Origin of the sequence: Frankia sp. Cppng1_Ct_nod, from assembly GCF_920656135.1 — a bacterium.
Classification (GTDB): domain Bacteria; phylum Actinomycetota; class Actinomycetes; order Frankiales; family Frankiaceae; genus Protofrankia; species Protofrankia meridionalis.
In genome coordinates this window covers 37,898-54,931 of the sequence record NZ_CAKKTK010000026.1, presented here as the reverse complement: position 1 = coordinate 54,931, position 17,034 = coordinate 37,898, and the positions used below count along the sequence as shown (strand labels likewise).

Here is a 17,034-nt window from a genome sequence, read left to right as displayed (position 1 = left end):
CGTCGCGGCGATCAGCAGATCGGGGACACTCGGGGCCCGATGATGGCCGGCCGCGGCCAGCATGCCCTGGACTTCGTAGGCGCGTCGGGCCACGGCGACCGGCATGTCCCACTGGATGACCATGCGTGCGAGCGGTAGGGTGCCGAGGAGGCGGGTGTGTTCAACTCCGTTGCGGGCCGAGTAGCCTACTTCGAGCAGCGTAACTGCGCATATGTGTACCAGATCTTGATCAACTCGCCGTGACCAGAGGGGCTCGTCGGGATGGGTCGGTATGCGGACCAGCGCCGACTTGTCGATAAGCCAGCCTTCGGTCACGACCAGGCACCGCGCATCACATCCTCGTCGGCGAGGTCCGAGATCAGTTCGTTGAGCTGTGCCCAGTCCTCCCGGGCGAGCGGGGGGTGGGTGTCGCGCGATGCCCGCTCGGCTTCAGCGGCCAGCGTGCGACGCAGGTACTCGACACGCGAGATCCCGGCTCGGGCGGCGGCAGCGTCGAGCTCGGCAAGAACCACATCGGGGACGTCACGCACGAGGATGTCGGCCACCGACGTCACCTCACAAGTTTGATATCAGAATTGTCGATCACGATAGCATGGCTGCTTCTGTAGCGGTGCTCATCGAGCAGCTCCGGTGTGGCGTGCCCAGTCTCGTTGGCGGTCGGCTTGCCGCGCTCGGGGTCGACGCTGACACCGATGTTCGACGAGAAGCTCATTGGCTGCACTGATCAGGAGGTCCTTGCACCGCATCCGTTGTGCGAATGTCTGAAAGCCTGGTCGCTACACCCGTTGCTACATAACGATCAGAAGCCCCGTACTGGTGATCCCGTACGGGGCTCTGACCTGCCTCAACCGGCGCGCGCTCGGAGGGACTCGAACCCCCAACCTCTTGATCCGTAGTCAAGTGCTCTATCCGTTGAGCTACGAGCGCCCGTCGGACCGCCATGGCGAACCGACTTGGCAAGACTACAACACCGGCCCGCGATCTCCGAACGGGTATCGGCGTGGCGGTAGCCGATGCAGCTCGACATCCACGAGTCGGCCGTTGGCGATCATCGCGGTCATGAAGGTGCAGGACGGCTGGCGGCGGTCCGTCGGCGAGCCCGGGTTGAGGAGCCACATCTGCCCGCCACCATCCGGCCGGTCGACCCTGTTGTCCCAGGGAATATGTGAGTGCCCGAAGACGACCAGGTCGGCGTCGGGGTAGGCGTCCGCGACCCGCCGGTCGCGCCCGGACGCCGTACCGGTCTCGTGTACGACAACCGAGTCTGCGCCGGGAGCCGGGAGCCGGGAGCCGGGAGCCGGGAGCCGGGAGCCGGGACCGCTGCGGACCGGGACTGTCGAGAGCTACGGCTATGGCCTTGGGCGGAACGCGGCGGACGGTCCATGCAGGACCACCAATATTTCCTTTACGGATAGAGTTCAAAAAGGTACGCTGCGTGAGATGTCTCGCCAGTCGGCGCCGGAGTTGCCGCTACCGGGTAAACCGACGCTACGCACGGCCAGATTGGCGACGTCGAGTGGTTTCTTCGTCCTCGGGTTGGTGTTCGCCTCCTGGGCACCCCGCATTCCCGAGGTGAAGGCGAAGCTCGCGCTCAGTGACGGTGAACTTGGGCTGGCGCTGCTCGGAGCGCCCACCGGCGCCGTGCTGACAATGTGGGCCGTCGGCCTTCTCCTCGGCCGTGTCGGTACCGTGCCGGTGATCAGCGTCGGACTCCTCGCGTACTGCCTCGTCGGCGTCCTCGTGGCGGCAGCCGGCTCCCCGCCCGTCCTGTTCGCGGTCCTCGCGCTCTGGGGGGCGACCGGTAGCGGTGTTGACGTGGCGCTCAACGCCCAGGCCGCGGACGTGGAACAGCGCTGCGGACGTCCGATCATGTCGGGGCTGCACGCGATGTGGACGGCCGGTGCCCTCGCCGGCGCGGGCGTGGGAGCAGCCGGAGCCGCCCTTTCGATACCCCTCGGCTGGCAGCTCGTCGGCATCGGGGTGTTCGGGCTCGTCATCGGCATCCCGCCGACCCGGGCGATGCTGCCCCGCGACACCCCGGCCGGACCGACGGTGATCCCTGCGTCGACGCACGCCTATGTTCCGCGGAACGCAGCTGGCCGTGCCCGGTTCAATCGTCAGGTTGCCACACTCTGCCTCATCTGCCTGTCGAGCTTTCTGTGCGAGGGCATCTCCGCCGACTGGAGCACCCTCTACCTGCGGGACGTGACGGACGCCCCTGCCGGCGTCGCCGGAATCGGTTTCGTCATGTTCACCGTGACCATGCTGGTCGCGCGTCTGCTGGGGGACCGGGTGATCGGTGCTGTCGGCGCCGCCCGCACGGTCCGCGTATCGGCCGGGGCGACGAGCATGGTGTTCGTTCTGGCGATTGCCGTCGGCGATACCGGCATCGGCACGTTCGGTGGGATCATCGGCTTCGCCTCCATCGGCCTCGGAATGGCCTGTGTCGTACCGTCCGCGATCTCCGCGGCGGGTCGGGTCGGTGCCAGTGGTTCGGGACCTTCGGCCGGAGCGGCTGTCGCCGCGGTCATCAGTTTCGGTTATGTGGGCTGGCTGATCGGTCCGCCGCTTGTCGGGGGACTTGCGGAACTGGCCGGTCTTCACACTGCGCTGCTCGTCGTCGTCGTTCTCACCGCGACGGTCGCGGTCCTCGCGCCGGTCCTGTCAGACTGACCACGGATGCCGAAGCGGTGTCACTGCCACCGCCTTCCCGAACCCCTACTCCGACGGGTTCGTGACCGGGATGGCGGGGCGGTTGGAGTGGTCGGGTAATCTCCGCACATGATCCGGGTTGGCGAGGGGGGAGCGGGTGCTCGCGCCGCTGGCTGATGACGATCCGCGTTCTGTCGGGCCCTACCGGCTGCACGGTCGTCTCGGCGAAGGCGGCATGGGGGTCGTCTATCAGGGTTTCGCCCCGGACGACACCCCTGTCGCAATCAAGTTCCCGCACCGGAACGTGGCCGCGGATCCGGAGTTCCGGGCCCGTTTTCGGCAGGAGGTCACTGCCGCCCGGCGGGTTCGTGGCACTTTCGTTGCCGAAGTACTGGACGCGGACGTGGACGCACCCCGTCCCTGGATGGCAACCGCCTATGTGGACGGGGTAAGCCTGGCGGACGCCGTGCGTCGTCGTGGCCGTCTGGACGGCACCGCGTTGATGAGCCTCGCCGTCGGACTTGCGGACGCCCTGGTTGTCATCCACGCGGCCGGGGTGGTGCATCGCGATCTCAAACCCGCGAACATCATCATGGCGTGGGACGGGCCGAAGGTCATCGATTTCGGTATCGCCCGGCTTTCCGACGCCACGGTGAACACGAAAACCGGGTTCAGCGTGGGAACTGTCGCCTGGATGGCACCTGAACAACTTTCCGGTGAGCGGGCCGGACCGGCCGCTGACATCTTCGCGTGGGGTACCTGCGTCGCTTACGCCGCGACCGGTCGGCACCCGTTCGCGGCCGAGACGCCGACCGCATCGATGGGCCGGGTCCTCGGCGGCTATCCTGACCTTGAGGGTATCCCTGAACCCTTCGGATCCGTGATTGCTCGGGCGCTGGCCAAGTCGCCCGCCGAGCGCCTCGCCGCCGCGGATGTGGTGGCCGGCCTCACCGGTCGACAGATACATGGTGTCACCGAATCAGAACAGATTGCTACGCGTCTCGTCCGTGGTGCAGATGCCCCACCACCTGTCAATCCCTTCGGACCACCGCAGCCCCCGCCCACCCGCCAGGGTGTCCCGTGGCCAGGTTGGCAGACCCCACCACCCCCACCCGGGACGAACCCCCGGACCGGACCCCCACTCCCGCATCCGGGAGCCTGGCAACGGCCTGCCCAGGGTGAGCTACGGACCCCCCAACCGCCGCCGCCGGGCGCCGTTGACGTCCGTAGCGCGCTTGCACCGCCCGGCCCGCCGCAGCAGGGCTGGTTCGGCCGCTCCATCCCGATGCCGACGCCGATCCTGGTCGGCCTGCTCGTAGCAGCCATGCTGGCAGCAATCCCTTCGGTGTTTCGTGCACCCGCAATCATCGCGGGAAGAGATGTATGGAACATTTTCGGCGAATTCGGAATTGCACTCCTGGCGCTGCCGGTGGCGATTGTCGGTCTTGTTGCGGGAAACCGCTGGGGTTCGTGCCGTGATTTCGCCGCGGGATGCGTCGTCGGTCTGTCCGTCACGTCGCTGGCGGAACTCGGCTGGATTGGTGAGGCCACCCACTGGCCACTGCGCGCGGGCTGGTGGCTGATTCTGCTTGGTGCGGCAGCGGCCCTCGTCACCGTTCTTGGCTGGCGGGGCTGGACGGCCGGTTGGAGCTCCGGCCGCTGGACGGCTTTTGCCCTGCTCATGGTCGGGCTCGGTGTCGTCCTGTTCGCTCCTGCGTATCTCCACTGGAAGAACTATGCCATTGCGGATCAGCCCAGTCTGGTCGGGACGGTCGCCGTCGGGGGGATGCTGCTGCTCGCCATGTTGCTCGCGCCGTCCGGTGGCTCCCCGTTTTTCATCGCGGTGGTCGCCGCGGGTCTCTGCGCCTTCGAGATGTTTCAGCCCGACTTCCGGGTCTATTCGGTTGACAGCTTTGCAGTGGTGATCGGGCTGGTAGCGATAGGCCTTTTCGCCGATCGGCGGTCCGACCGGTTCTTCCTGTTTGCGGCACGGGTGACGGTGGCGGTGGCACTGCTACGCCTCAAGACGACCTCACCCGGTTCGCTGATCTTCAGTGGAGCCAGGCCTGACCTGCCGAGTATTCATGTCGCCGCGTTCGGGATCATCGTGGTGCTGGCGCTTCTTGCGGCGCGTGCCCGCGGACCACTGCCGCCCATGTCTCCGCCGTGGCAGCCACCGCCTGCGCCCTCGCCGTACCGCGCCAACGGGCCGTATGGCTGATGTAACGCGATGCAACGTAATACATGTCTGGGATGTCGTCGCGTCGGACTCCTATCTATGGTTCCTACCTACGACGGAATCCAGGCAGCAGTTTCTTCACCAGGAGGTTCGTCTCCGCCTCGGCCTGCCGGCCGGTTCGTGGCGGCGCGATCACCCGGTACATCTCGCTGACCACGGCATCCAGGGCCTTTCGGTCACCGCGGGCGGCAACCGTGCGTAGCAGGTCCCGCCAGAGAATCTCGGCCGTCGGCACCGCGCGAAGGCCGGTCCGGCACGCCGCGACAGCAGTCAGGGTGTCGCCGTAGCCCAACGTCAGCATGGCGAGTCGGTGGGCCATATCCACGACCGCGGCTGATGTGGTTGTCTCGATCGGACTCGAGGCCAGCCAGCGGTAGCGCCCTTCGGGCAGGTTCGTCCACACAGGCCCGGTGACTAGCCGTAGTGCGGTGGTGAGATCGGCTTCGGTGTCCGCGTTCGGTTGGGTGGACCGGTGGGTGTAGCCGACGAAAAGGTCCCAGTCGCACCGGATGTCGTCCGCGAGTTCCCAGTACCCCTTGTCGTCGGCAGTGAGGCGTGGGTTACCGACGCTGTCCGGTCCGAGCCAGTCGCGAGCGTGATCGAGAGTCGCGGCCACCACCTTGTCCGACACCCCGTCTGGCCAGATTGCCGTGGTGAGGGCATCCGGATGTACCCCGCCGCGATGTAGGGCGAGATAGACGACCAGTTCGGTCAACAGATCCTGTCGCCCTGAATCCAGCGGACCAGGAGCGTCGACGGTGATGGTTCCCAGCACGCGGATCTCGGCGTTCGCTGGTTGGCACAGGTCCACGCTCACCGGTGGTAGCGCCACCGGACGTGGAATCGGTGCGTGCGGAAGCGTCTGAACCGCAACTGGTGGTGGCAGAACCGATGTTGGTGTTGTCGAAGCCGAACGTGGTGGGATACCGGGCGAACCCGATCGTGGCAGGGTGTCGTTGCCGGAGGCGGTGCCTGCCAGCAGTAACGGTTGGGGTGAAGCCATCGGAGGCACGGACAGGGACGACGCTGTCACCATGGTTGGGGGTGGTGGCGGTGTGTCCGGTGGCGGACTGGCTGGTTCTATCCGGTTCGGGAATGAACGTGGCGGTGGAAAGGCCGGTTCGCCGGTTGTAGGGATCGTCTGGGAACCCGCGGACGGAGAACCCGCGGACGGAGAACCCGCGGACGGAGAGGTGGTCGAATCCGCTTTTCCGGAGGGTGCTGGAGGTCTGGGCGGTCGGGTGGTTGCAGGCGTGATGGCCGCTGGGTGCGCAGGCTGGGACAGAGGCCGAGTCCGTGGGGGAGGAAAACGGGGAACCGGTGGTAACGCCGGATGATCTGGACGAACAGATGCTGATGCTGTGCTGACTGCCGGTGGCCGCATCCATGGCGGGATCTCGGGTACCCACGGAGTCGGAGTCGGAGTCGGAGTCGGTGCTGGGGCCACCGCGCCGGCCGGTCGGTTTTCCCTGGGAGGTCCGGTGACTTCGGTTACCTCCGCCTGCTGGAACAGCTTGACGATGGCGGAGTATTCGTGCACCGACAGTGTCTGGGCAATGACGTCCAGTCCGAGAACGCCCAGGGACAGCCTGCGATCAGGGCGTACCACAAAACGCCAGCGTGCCGTAGTTGTGTCGCCGACGGTGATGATACCGACCCCGCAGTCGCGTCCTCCGACGAACGCTGCAAGCCGCGCTGCTTCGTCATCGGTCGGAGGTGCGGACAGAACCAGCAGGTCCGGCGCCCATAAAGCCTGGCTGTATGTGGCCTGACGGCCACGAAGAACCGCACCGACGCCACCGATCAGGCCACCCCGGACCACATCGCCGCGTCGCCGCTCTCGGTCCTCCACCTCGTCCAGAACCTCCGTGAGGCTGGCGCTGGTTCGTAGCCGGTCCGGAGCGATCGCGATGAGGTCGTCGGAAAATCCGATCATGCATACCCGCAGATCGTCCGACCAGAGGTTCGTGGCCAGTTCTACCGCGATGGACACGGCCACTTCGCGGGCGATGGCAGGGTCTCCACCAAGGCTGATGATTCCGGGGGCGCCTTCGACGTCGATGAGAACGGTGGCTCCTGCGTCATCCCTGCCGATGGTGGCCAGGCCGGGATAGGGCGCTGGGGTGCTCGTTGAAACTCCCGATCCAATGCCGACGGGCGGACCGTCCGACGTGCCGGCCACACGATCCACGCACCACAGATTCGGTATCTCGCCGACCCGCCATGGCGCGGGCGGTCCCTCAGATTCGGCCGGGGCCATATGCAGGTGGAACGCGGAGTCGGTGAGGGTCGCCGCGTATACCGCAGGCAGGCTGCGGCCAGCCGCGGTCAGCTCCCCGGAAAGCGCCCGCAGCGTCTGGTCGACGAACCGCGCGGCCTCCACATCCGCGGCGAGGCGGAGTGCGGTCTCGACATCGTCGACCGGATCGCCGTCGCTGGAGCGTGGCCGTCGCCTGCTCAGTGCGACGACCATCCCTGCCGCCAGCAGGGCTGGTCCGGTGAGCCCCCGGTACGGTATGTCGGCAGCGTGGACCTGGCCGGAGACGGTCTCCGTGCCCGACGGCGGAACCGCGCGCACGTCGTATGCGTCCGCACCCACTGTCGCGGGTCGAGGCGCGTCGTCAGCCGCGGGACCGGTTGTCGACGTGGCGATGGCGGGACGGTGCCCCGACCCGTCCACGGCCGGGGTGAGAAGGATTGCCGTGCCGGAGAACAACACGGTCGCGGTGACCAGGCTGCGGGCCAGTGTCTGCGGACCGCCTCCGATCGGGATCCGGGGTGTGACGCCCGGGCCGCCCCGCCCGGACCGCCACTCGACCACCACACAGACGACGAAGTGTGCCCATGCCAGCCAGAGCACGACCGACAGGGCCGCCATCACGGTGGTGGCGTCGGTCGTGATCGTCAGCTCGTTGGCGGGAACCCACGACGTCGGAACCGGTGAACCGACCAACAGCACCAGCACGGTCGGCACACCGACGACGATCAGAAGAAGGAGAACGAAAGCCCCAAGGGTGTGCAACCGTTCCGGCTTACGGGCGACCCGGGGACGGGGCTGCCCGGGCCGCCGCGCGTGCTTGCGGCCGGATGGCCCGGCATGCTCACGGCGAGGAGTCGTCACGGCGTTCATCGTCTCCTCCCCGTGACCGGACCGGCCAGGACTTCTTCCTGCCTGTGGATAACGTGCCTGGCCACCAGGAGCAGCCCGGTGGATGGGTTCGAAGCGGCGGATCGGTACAAATCGTGTGTAACTATGCCAACATCGATCCTGTATGAGATGCTTACCGCGGCAAAGCTGCTACGGAACGGATCCGGACGAGATGCCGGGGGTCGACGCGGCCACCGGGATGATCGAGACCACGGTAGGGATGTAACACGACATGTCGTCATCCGGACATGGGGGAAGTTTATCGCTACTGTGGCACGCAACGTACTGGACGTACCACTCTTGGACGATGTGAGCGTGGGTCTCGGCATGGCTGTGACCGAGTGATCCTCCATGCTCACGTGATCCGCGCTCTTCGGATGATCAACAGCCTTCAGGTGAGCCAGCGCCGCGACCACGGGTCCCGGAAACCATCCGGGTCCGTCACCAGGAAGTCGACCTACAGGAGAGGGCCCCGGAACATGCCCAACCTCAACGTCACATATCAGGAGATGGACGATGCGAGCACCAGGCTCCGTAACGGTAAGAGCGACATCGAGTCGCAGCTGAGCGCTTTGAAGAAGACGGTCGACGGTCTGGTCGCCGGCGGCTACGTCACCGACCAGTCGAGTGTGCAGTTCCAGGACTCATACGAGAAGTTCAACACCGGTGTCACCAACACGCTTGCCGGTTTGGACGGCATGGCCGACTACCTGAAGAAGGCCGCAGATGCATTCCGGACCGCGGACACTCAGCTCGCGAACTCGTTGCGCGGTCAGGGCTAGCCGGCCAAAGGCGGTGCGATCATGGTTTTTTCGCGTCGCCGGAGGCCTCGATCATGGTCCGAGTTGGCCAGAGGTAGAGAGATCATGTGCTGACCGTTGGGGTGCGTGTCCCGCTCCGATGGTCTGTAACCGGTCGTCGGCTCTTCGCGTGGACAGGAGGTAGTTTCGATGACCACTGACCGGGTATCAGTCGATCTTCCGGGGCTGGACTCGCTTGCCGGTAACTTGAACTCGATCCGTTCGACAATGAACGCGACCCGTTCCACCCTCGAGAGTTACCGCGGTCAGACGGGGTCGGCGGAGGTCGAGCACGCCCTCGACGATTTCGAACATGGCTGGAGCGACGGGCGCAAGAAGATCGATAACAATGCGAACAAGCTGGCCACGATGGCGTCGGAGTCCGCACAGGCTCTACGCCAGGTTGACTCCGACCTGAACGCCGAACTGGTGCGGGGGTCGCAACCGGCGGACGAAGGGGGGCGAGGGGCCTGAGCAGGTACGCCGCCTCCAGCCGTCCCGTCGCCGACGGATTCTCGATCACCGTTCCCGATACCTGGTTCGAGATCGACCTGAACCCGGTGACCCGACGCGCTTCCATCGACACTCTGGTCCGTGAGCGCACCCGAGGCGTTCCCGAGCTTGCGGCGAACCGTGCGGCGATCTCCCGGATGCTGCGCACCGCCGCGAGTGATGCCGCGGCCGGCGGCGCGCTGTTCTGTGGCGTTATGGCTGAGGCGGTGGAGGGTGCGGGGCTGTCCGCCAGCGTGACCGTCTCGGTCCTTCCGGCGCCTGACGGTGACCAGACGGTAGGTGTGACCCCGGCCGCGGTGATGGCCACCCTGTCGGAGAAGGCTGCCCGATCGCCGGACGACACATGGACCACGGTGACTTTCGTCGATCTTCCGCATGTCGGGCAGGCCGCGCGTTCCTATGGTGTGGAGGATGTCAACCTGCCCGACCGGGCCGGCTGGATCAGGACGACGATGATGCAGACCTTCATCCCGATCCCGCAGTCGGACCGGGTTGCCCTGATCTCCTGTTCCAGTCCGAACCTGGTGCTTGTCGATGCGTTGCACGACCTGTTCGACGCGGTGACCTCGACCTTCCGGTTCGTCCTTGATGGCAGGGGATTCGCCGCGCCCCTGTGATCGGCCGGGCCCGAGGTAAGAGATCTGATCTACGCCTTACGACCTGCGCGTGGCGTGCGGTGTGCGGCGCGGACGACGATGCCGAGAGCAAGGACGCCGAAGCCGGTCAGGATGCTGGTGGCCGGCAAGGTGAATGCGAGGACGACACAGCCGACGGCACCTACAAGCGTCAACGGACGCAGCCACCGGCGCTGCGGACCGTCCAGGGTGAAGGCACTGGCGTTTGCGATCGCATAGTAGACCAGGATTGCGAAGCTGGAAAACCCGATCGCACCCCGGATGTCCGCGACGGCAACGATGGCGATGACGATGCCGCCGAGTAGCAGCTCGGCACGGTGCGGAACGCCGTACCGGGGATGCACCGCGATGAGCCAGTTCGGGAGATCCCGTTCGCGTGCCATGGCGAGGGCGGTGCGCCCGACACCCGCGAGCAGCGACAGCAGTACTCCAAGGCTTGCGAGTGCTCCGCCCACGCGGACGGCGGGAGTGAATCCACCAAGGCTGCCGGCGCCGGTCGCGACAGCCAGTGGGTCGACGGCGCCGGCCAGCCGGCTCGGGCCGACCGCCAGGAGTGCGGACAACCCGACGAGGAAGTAGACGACCACCGTGATTCCGAGCGCGGCCGGGATTGCCTTCGGGATCGTCCGAGCCGGGTCGCGGACCTCCTCGCCCATGGTGGCGATTCGCGCGTAGCCGGCGAATGCGAAGAACAGCAGCGCCGCGGCCTGGAGAAGTCCATGGACCGCGCCCAGCCCGTCGCCCGACCACAACGGGCTCAACCGTCCGACATCGGCGGTTCCACCGGCCAGGCACGCGACGACCACTCCGGCAAGAGCGACCAGGGTGAGCGCGACCAGGATGCGGGTTAGCCCCGCGGTCTTGCGCACCCCGAAGTAGTTGACTGTGGTGAGAAGCGCCGCGGCGGCGATCGCGACCGGACGCGGATGCTGCGGCCAGGCGTATGAGCCGGCGGTCAGAGACATGGCCGCGCAGCTTGCGATTTTGCCGACTACAAATCCCCAGCCGGCGAGGTATCCCCAGCCGGCGCCGAGGCGGTGTCGTCCGTACACGTAGGTGCCGCCGGACTCGGGGTAGCGGGCCGCCAACTGGGCGGACGATATGGCGTTGCAGTAGGCGATTACGGCAGCGATCGCGAGGCCGACGAGAAGACCTGTTCCGGCTGCGCGGGCCGCCGGCCCGAACGCGGCGAAGATACCCGCGCCGATCATTGAGCCAAGGCCGAGAATCACCGCGTTGCCCAGACCAAGATGCCGCCTGAGTGTGCTGGTCTGCCCGGCCCGGTCGACATCGGCCGGTTGGCCGGGGGTGGAAATGTCGACGGATGCCGTGACCTCCCAGCCTCGCGCGGTGGGAGGTGGAGAGTCGTCGCTCACCTACCCATCGATATCATACCTGCCGTTTCTCGGTGGGCGGGAGAGCTGCCCGTGCGGGGACTCAGCCAGCGTTCTGGATCTCGTTGAGCATCTCGTTCAGCCGAAGCCGGAGCTTGTCCAGCTGCGCGTGGACGTCGTTCAAAATTCTTTCGTAGGACGGCCAGACGGTGTCGCGGAAGTTGACCGCTGTTATGCCGTCCCAGTTCGCGGGATCCCGCAGGACACCCGCATGTCGCCTCAGATTGTCGAAATGCGTCTGCAGTGCTCCATTGATGATCCCGGCCATCTCATCGATCGTGGCCAGCGCCTCCGGGGAACTGACGACGGTCATGGGCGCGGAGGTTGGCATGGGCATTTCCTTCCAGAGGTCGGTCAGCTTCCGGCATCCGCGGTACGCCTGTTGACCATGGAGATCGTGTCGGCGAGTTCGGTGAGTTCCTGGCCCAGTGAGCGCAGCGTCTGATCGATATTCGGCCAGAGCTGGTTTCGAAAGAGTTGTGCCCCGGGGCCGTCCCAGGTCAGTGGGTTGCTGAGCATGGCCCCCTTGTCGAGCAGATTGTCGGTGGTCGTCCTCAGAGCGGAAAGCTCGGACTGTAGCTGGCGGGCAGCATCCTGCGCGGCGGAGGTGGTCACGGTCCGCATCGACACTCCTTCCGGTGGATCGGGGTTGACGTCGCCGGACGGGAACATGCACACAGAACGTGTTGACTGTTCGATGTAATCATACTGTCAGAAAATGGTCGTAACACCCTTTTTTGATTATTTCGGCTAATTCCCTCGTAGGGGCGCCCGGCCGCCCACCGTGGGCTGGTCATCCGTGGTGAGAAGCAGGCCTTGTGGACACGGGGAAGGCGATCTGGACCGGTGTCGTCCTGCCCCGGTGCACGAACAGCCCGCGGCCGACCGGCATGGCCCCACCGGTGTTACGTGACAGCCGCATTCCGAACAGATCCCCCTCGTTCGGTGTGCTCGGAGCGAGGATCACCCCGCAGCGCGATCGCCGGGCATCCACCATGAACCCCCGGTACTGGCTGGTCAGGTCCTCGGTGGTGCCGGCCGCCACGAACGCGCATCCGGCATCGCGCGCGGTCCGCAGGAACTCGGTCAGGCGATCTGCGACGGATGCGTTCGCCAGCAGTTCCGCGTCGTCCAGGATGACAACCAGGCCGCCTGCGGGTCCGACCGACAGGCAGGCCGCATCGATGCTGGCGGCCTTCGCGTCCGCCCCGAGCACTTCGATGACACCAGGTCGGTTCGCGAGAGCGGACAACGGTGACCGACGTGGAGTTACCAGTAGTAGCTGTGCACCACCTGCCAGCAGAGACTCCGCCATGGTCAGCAGTGCCGAACTCCGGCCGGATCGTGAGGGGCCGGCGATGACGAAACCCGGCCCGTCGGAGGCGAGGTCGATGTCGATGGGCGCAAGTTCGTCACCTCCCGCACCTACCAGGGCGATCAGTGGCACAAGCGGTCCGGTCACGTCCGTGACCCGTCGTGTTCGTGGAGCTGGCCGCAGCGCTTCGGTTTCGGCAACGGTGATGCGTCCGGGCAGCATGTCGATCCGAAACGGCCGCCGGTAGTCGGTTCGGGCTCCGGCGGCCGGTCCCGGTGGCACACCGTCACGCACGGCCGCGGCTCGGGCCAGCTCCTGCAGGGCCGCCACCTGCGCCCGGCCGGAGGGATCCTCGGCAAGCAGCGCGAGCTGCGTTTCCACCGAACCCTCGACGCGCAATCCGCGGCCTGCCGGCAGGCCGTCCGGCACGGTGCCTGAGGCAAGGCCGACCATGGTGTAGTCGGATCTGTCCGCCATCCGCAGTACGAATCGGTTCTCGATCGCCCCACTGAACCGGCCCGACGCGCTGCGCCGGTCACCGGTCATGATGATTCGCAGGCCGACGGACGGCCCCTCCCTCAGCAGCCGGGTCAGCATTTCCACGAGAGTTCCGCCGTCGACGTCCTCGAAGGACGCGAGGAAGCCCTCGAAGCGGTCGATGAGCAGGAGCAGGTACGGCAGCGGGTGGTCATGGTCGACGGATCGCTGCTCGGCAAGGTCGGAGTATCCGCGGGCCGCGAAGGTCTCCTGGCGTTCGACGACCTCGGCGATGATCCGGGTGAACAGCCGCTGGACGCGTTCCGGAGTGTCCCGGCTGACCACGGCGCCGGTGTGCGGCAACGAGACAAGCGGCGCCAGCGCGTTGTTGCCGCAGTCCAGCGCGTACAGATGCACATCCCTGGAGGAGATGGTCGAGGCTATCGCGCCGGCCAGCGTACGCAGGGCCGTCGATCGTCCTGACCGCGGCGACCCGACGAACAGCAGATGCCCCCCGTGCTCGATGTCCACGGTGTAGGGATGCTGCGCCTGGCGGTCGCAGTGGTCGGAAAGGCCGATCGGGACGGGCGGCAGCGTATACGGACCGCCGCCGGTATGAGGGCCGCCGGTATGAGGGCCGCCGCTGTGCGAGTCGTGGGAGACGGACCCGAGGAGCGCCTGCACGGTGAGCAGTTCCGGCAGGGGCGCGAGCCACGGGCTGTGCTGCGGCGCGATCCGCAGGGTCGAGGCGGCCTCCCGGATCGCGTTGACCAGCACCCTGAGGTCTGTGATCTCATTGTCCGACGTCCGCGGCCGCGGGGGCCTTGGCACGGGTTGACCCAGCGCAGGCCAGTTCAGCTCGGTGACCCACGGCGGGACGAGCTCGGTGGTCACCGTCCCGGCGTCGGTGGCGGTCCCCACCCCGGCCGCGCCGGTCGGCCGGCGTCCGCCGACCCTGCCTGACTGGAAGGGAACCAGCGAGGCATGTCCCAACCGCACAAAGGCACGACCGGGGGTGGACGGCGAGATGCGGGCGGCGTCCGGGGCATTGACGACGTCCGAGCTCTCCGACGTGTCGGTGACGCGCAGTGCGATCCGCAGGTTCGTGTTCGCGCGGATCTCCGGGGACACCACCCCGCTGGGGCGCTGCGTTGCGAGCAGGAGGTGGATGCCGAGCGAACGGCCTCGCTGGGCGATGTTGACCAGACCGGTGACGAAGTCGGGCAGCTCGCGTGCCAGGGAGGCGAACTCGTCGATGACGAGCAGCAGCCGGGGCAGCGGCGTCAGCGGCCGGCCGGCTGGAGTCCGCGCGGTGCCGAGGGTGACCAGGAGGGTGTAGTCCTCGATGTCCTTGGCTCCGGCGTCGGCGAGGATGTGCTCGCGGCGTCGAAGCTCGGCCGACAGGGACTCCAGGGCACGGGCCACAAGATGGGTGTCGAGGTCGGTGACCATGCCGACCGTGTGAGGCAGTTTCACGCAGTCGGCGAAGGCGCTGCCGCCCTTGTAGTCGACGAGCACGAACGTCATCGCGTCCGGTCGGTTGACCACGGCGAGCGATGCCACGATCGACTGCAGCAGCTCGGACTTGCCGGAGCCGGTCGTTCCGGCGATCAGCCCATGCGGTCCGTCCCGCCGCAGGTCCAGCGCGAACGGACCGTCAAGGGACATTCCGACGCCGAAGGCGGTGCTACGCGGGGAGACCTGCCAGCGGGCGGCCACCGCCGCCGCCGTCGGGGGTTCCAGTCCGATCACATCGAGCAGCCGGGCGGAGGTCGGGATGGCGGTTTCGTCGTCGCCACCGACATCCCGCACCGGTGCCAGGGCGCGGGCGAGACGTTCGCACCAGGCCGCGACACCACTGACCGTCACTGAACTGACCGTCACTGAACCGACCGGCACGGCTTCACCAGGATCACCGGGTGGCGCTGTCGCGACGAGGTCCGGGCGGACGTTGTTGACGATCTCGGTGCGCATCTCCACGACACGCAGACCCGCCGGGGTTTCCTCGACCACAGCCTGGCATTCCTCGGGCAGCAGCCGGATGTCGCGGTCCAGGCAGATCGAACGGATGCCAAGTGCCGGCCCGTCCCGCAGGATCGAGATCATGCCGGGGATGGACCGCAGCCTGCGGGCACCGTCCATGACCACCAGCACGTCCGGACTGTCGGTGAGAAGACCCGTGCCGTTCGACTTCGCCTGCGCGTCAGCGCGGGTCGCCAGCGCGGCGAGCAGCTCCCCGACGCGCCGTGCCCGCGACTCGTCGTCGGTCCCGAGCAGCACGACGGTGTCCTGACCCTCGTTCGGCCGACAGTGCGGCAGCCACCGCACCCAGTTCCACGCCTGCTCACCGGAGCTGTCCGTGAGGATGCAGATCGCGAGGTCGCGCGGGCTGTGCAGGGTCGCGGCCTGCGCGATCAGCCAGCAGGCGAGCACCCGGGGCAGTTCGCCGCGGCCGGCGATGCCGAGCACTCCCCGTTCGGGGAGCGCGATGGTCACCGGGACGTCGGGCGCCGTCCAGGTGATCTCGCGTTTGTGTTCCTGGGCGGCCGGGTCCTCCATGACGACCTCGCTGGGCAGATCGGCGGTGCCTAGTCGCAGGTGCAGGTAGTCGGGGTTGTCCCGGCGGCGTTCCCACAGGCGTCCGCGGGGCCCGACCGCGGTGAGCAGGACGGTCGCGGGGTCGGGAAAGTCGGCACGCCGGGCCCCGCGTTCGATGACCAGTGCGTCCCGCGCGTCGGCTTCGACCTCCTTCCGGCGTCTGCGGTAGTCGGCCAGCTGCTTGCGGTAGCTGCGTCTGCCGTGCCGGGCGCCGGAGATGTGCATCCCGATCATCCCCAGCGGGCCGACCACGGCCATCAGCAGGAAGTAGTACTGCTTGAAGACAAGGGCCATCGCGACACCCCCGGCGAGCGGAAGCGTCGCCATGAGGATCGGCATGGGACGCCGTTCCGGCTCGGACGGTTCGCCCGGCAGCTTGTACCGGGTCCGCCGGATCGGGGGGAGCAGGCGGGGCGGCCGGTTGAAGTCGAGCCCCACCCCGTCGTCGGACGGTTTCAATGCGGCGTCCGCTCGGCTGGGCATGCCCAGCTCCAGCAGGACGGACCCGATCGTGATCTGAGCATCGGTGGGCATCGCGGTAGCCGTGCGTAGAGGTTCGCGGTTGATCAGTACCCCACCGGGCGTGTGGTCGTTCGGGGTGCCCGTCGGCGTGATGCTCCACGAGCCGTCGACCATCACGGTGATTGTCAAGGCCTCGGTGGCGACATCTGGATCGTCGAGCCGTACGGCGCAGATCGCTCCGGCACCGACCATGTGCTCGCCGGGACCGAGCCGGTGGACCACCCCCGCGCCCGGTCCGCCGACCACCCGGACCTCGAGCAGGCCCGGTGGTTCGCGGGGCAGGCATCCTGCCGGTGAACCGACGCTGATCAGGGTGCCTTCGCGGATCGGGGATTCGGCGAGGGTAAGCGTCTCGATCACCCGATGGCCGTCGATGAACAGCGCCGGCCGACCTGTGGCGAGGGCCGGACGGTCGAAGCGATGCGTAATATTAATGCCGCTGTTGGTAGTAGCGGGTGTGTCGCTGTCATCCATACCGGGCAGCCAGGTCCCATGACCGGTCGGTGATGCCGGCCGGGAGCTCGTCCTCACCGGGGGCTTCGATGTCACCCGGAGGCCCACGGCCGGCTCCGCGGGCACGACGCCGGTGGGACGGACCTGCCTCACCAGCACGTCTGCGATCTTTGAGACAGGCGTGTCGGGGTCGGTGTCGAGCAGCACGGTCGCGCTGACATCACCAGCCGGATCGGCTACGGTCAGCGTCAGGCGCATATACGTACGATACGGTGCAATACCGGCAAA

General features: G+C 67.2%; 13 protein-coding genes, 1 tRNA gene and 1 pseudogene. 5 read left to right on the top strand and 10 right to left on the bottom strand.

All coding sequences use genetic code 11. The features are described 5' to 3' along the window. From NBW77_RS10240 to NBW77_RS10220, 5 genes and pseudogenes are all read right to left on the bottom strand, one after another. Positions 1-315 (bottom strand): PIN domain-containing protein (locus NBW77_RS10240; protein ID WP_250279620.1); only part of this gene is annotated, 315 nt, incomplete at its 3' end. Next, complete coding sequence (gene vapB / locus NBW77_RS10235) at positions 312-545, bottom strand: type II toxin-antitoxin system VapB family antitoxin (protein WP_165485712.1); 234 nt, start codon at positions 543-545, stop codon at positions 312-314. The genes vapB and NBW77_RS10240, both read right to left, overlap by 4 nt. 5 nt (positions 546-550) lie before the next feature. Further along, positions 551-721, bottom strand: a complete 171-nt coding sequence (locus tag NBW77_RS10230; protein ID WP_165485713.1) for a hypothetical protein — start codon at positions 719-721, stop codon at positions 551-553. A 133-nt stretch (positions 722-854) separates the two neighbouring features. After that, positions 855-927: transfer RNA gene (locus NBW77_RS10225), tRNA-Arg, on the bottom strand. A gap of 35 nt (positions 928-962) precedes the next feature. Continuing rightward, positions 963-1,217, bottom strand: a pseudogene (locus tag NBW77_RS10220) (metallophosphoesterase family protein); the annotation flags it as partial. Between the two features lie 223 nt (positions 1,218-1,440). On the opposite strand from NBW77_RS10220, the gene NBW77_RS10215 reads away from it, so the two are divergent. Next, positions 1,441-2,673 (top strand): MFS transporter, encoded by a 1,233-nt coding sequence (locus tag NBW77_RS10215; protein WP_131744592.1) that lies wholly within the window; start codon positions 1,441-1,443, stop codon positions 2,671-2,673. Between the two features lie 118 nt (positions 2,674-2,791). Further along, positions 2,792-4,873: a protein kinase domain-containing protein gene (locus NBW77_RS10210; protein ID WP_250279619.1), complete on the top strand. Its 2,082-nt coding sequence runs from the start codon at positions 2,792-2,794 to the stop codon at positions 4,871-4,873. Positions 4,874-4,937: 64 nt separating this feature from the next. Here NBW77_RS10210 and NBW77_RS10205 read toward each other — a convergent pair whose 3' ends face one another. Continuing rightward, entirely contained in the window at positions 4,938-8,021 is a 3,084-nt protein-coding gene (locus NBW77_RS10205) for an AfsR/SARP family transcriptional regulator (protein ID WP_131744595.1), read from the bottom strand. Positions 8,022-8,518: 497 nt separating this feature from the next. Between NBW77_RS10205 and NBW77_RS10200 the strand changes: the two genes are divergently transcribed. The 3 genes from NBW77_RS10200 to NBW77_RS10190 all read left to right on the top strand — a co-directional run bounded on the left by NBW77_RS10200 (position 8,519) and on the right by NBW77_RS10190 (position 9,969). Beyond that, positions 8,519-8,821, top strand: coding sequence for a WXG100 family type VII secretion target (locus NBW77_RS10200; protein WP_131744596.1), 303 nt, complete (start codon positions 8,519-8,521; stop codon positions 8,819-8,821). A 168-nt stretch (positions 8,822-8,989) separates the two neighbouring features. Continuing rightward, the gene (locus NBW77_RS10195) at positions 8,990-9,313 is read left to right on the top strand and encodes a hypothetical protein (protein ID WP_131744597.1); all 324 of its coding nucleotides are present in this window, start codon (positions 8,990-8,992) and stop codon (positions 9,311-9,313) included. Positions 9,314-9,399: 86 nt separating this feature from the next. Further along, on the top strand, positions 9,400-9,969 hold the full coding sequence (locus tag NBW77_RS10190) for a hypothetical protein (RefSeq protein ID WP_207386732.1): 570 nt from the start codon (positions 9,400-9,402) through the stop codon (positions 9,967-9,969). 29 nt (positions 9,970-9,998) lie between these two features. On the opposite strand, the gene NBW77_RS10185 is transcribed toward NBW77_RS10190, so the two are convergent. The 4 genes from NBW77_RS10185 to NBW77_RS10170 form a co-directional block, all read right to left on the bottom strand. Then, positions 9,999-11,363: an APC family permease gene (locus tag NBW77_RS10185; protein WP_242605450.1), complete on the bottom strand. Its 1,365-nt coding sequence runs from the start codon at positions 11,361-11,363 to the stop codon at positions 9,999-10,001. Between the two features lie 61 nt (positions 11,364-11,424). Continuing rightward, positions 11,425-11,712 carry a hypothetical protein gene (locus tag NBW77_RS10180; protein WP_131744599.1) on the bottom strand — a complete coding sequence of 96 codons (288 nt, stop codon included), beginning with the start codon at positions 11,710-11,712 and terminating at the stop codon, positions 11,425-11,427. 23 nt (positions 11,713-11,735) lie between these two features. Further along, positions 11,736-12,005 carry a pyrophosphorylase gene (locus tag NBW77_RS10175; RefSeq protein WP_131744600.1) on the bottom strand — a complete coding sequence of 90 codons (270 nt, stop codon included), beginning with the start codon at positions 12,003-12,005 and terminating at the stop codon, positions 11,736-11,738. Between the two features lie 169 nt (positions 12,006-12,174). Further along, the gene (locus NBW77_RS10170) at positions 12,175-17,004 is read right to left on the bottom strand and encodes a type VII secretion EssC family protein (RefSeq protein WP_242605451.1); all 4,830 of its coding nucleotides are present in this window, start codon (positions 17,002-17,004) and stop codon (positions 12,175-12,177) included. Between the last annotated feature and the right edge of the window lie 30 nt (positions 17,005-17,034).

Coding starts and splice junctions, on each gene's coding strand:
- NBW77_RS10215 (WP_131744592.1), top strand. CDS start 1,441: ATGTCTCGCCAGTCGGCGCCGGAGTTGCCGCTACCGGGTAAACCGACG.
- NBW77_RS10205 (WP_131744595.1), bottom strand. CDS start 8,021: ATGAACGCCGTGACGACTCCTCGCCGTGAGCATGCCGGGCCATCCGGC.
- NBW77_RS10200 (WP_131744596.1), top strand. CDS start 8,519: ATGCCCAACCTCAACGTCACATATCAGGAGATGGACGATGCGAGCACC.
- NBW77_RS10195 (WP_131744597.1), top strand. CDS start 8,990: ATGACCACTGACCGGGTATCAGTCGATCTTCCGGGGCTGGACTCGCTT.
- NBW77_RS10180 (WP_131744599.1), bottom strand. CDS start 11,712: ATGCCAACCTCCGCGCCCATGACCGTCGTCAGTTCCCCGGAGGCGCTG.
- NBW77_RS10175 (WP_131744600.1), bottom strand. CDS start 12,005: ATGCGGACCGTGACCACCTCCGCCGCGCAGGATGCTGCCCGCCAGCTA.
- NBW77_RS10170 (WP_242605451.1), bottom strand. CDS start 17,004: ATGCGCCTGACGCTGACCGTAGCCGATCCGGCTGGTGATGTCAGCGCG.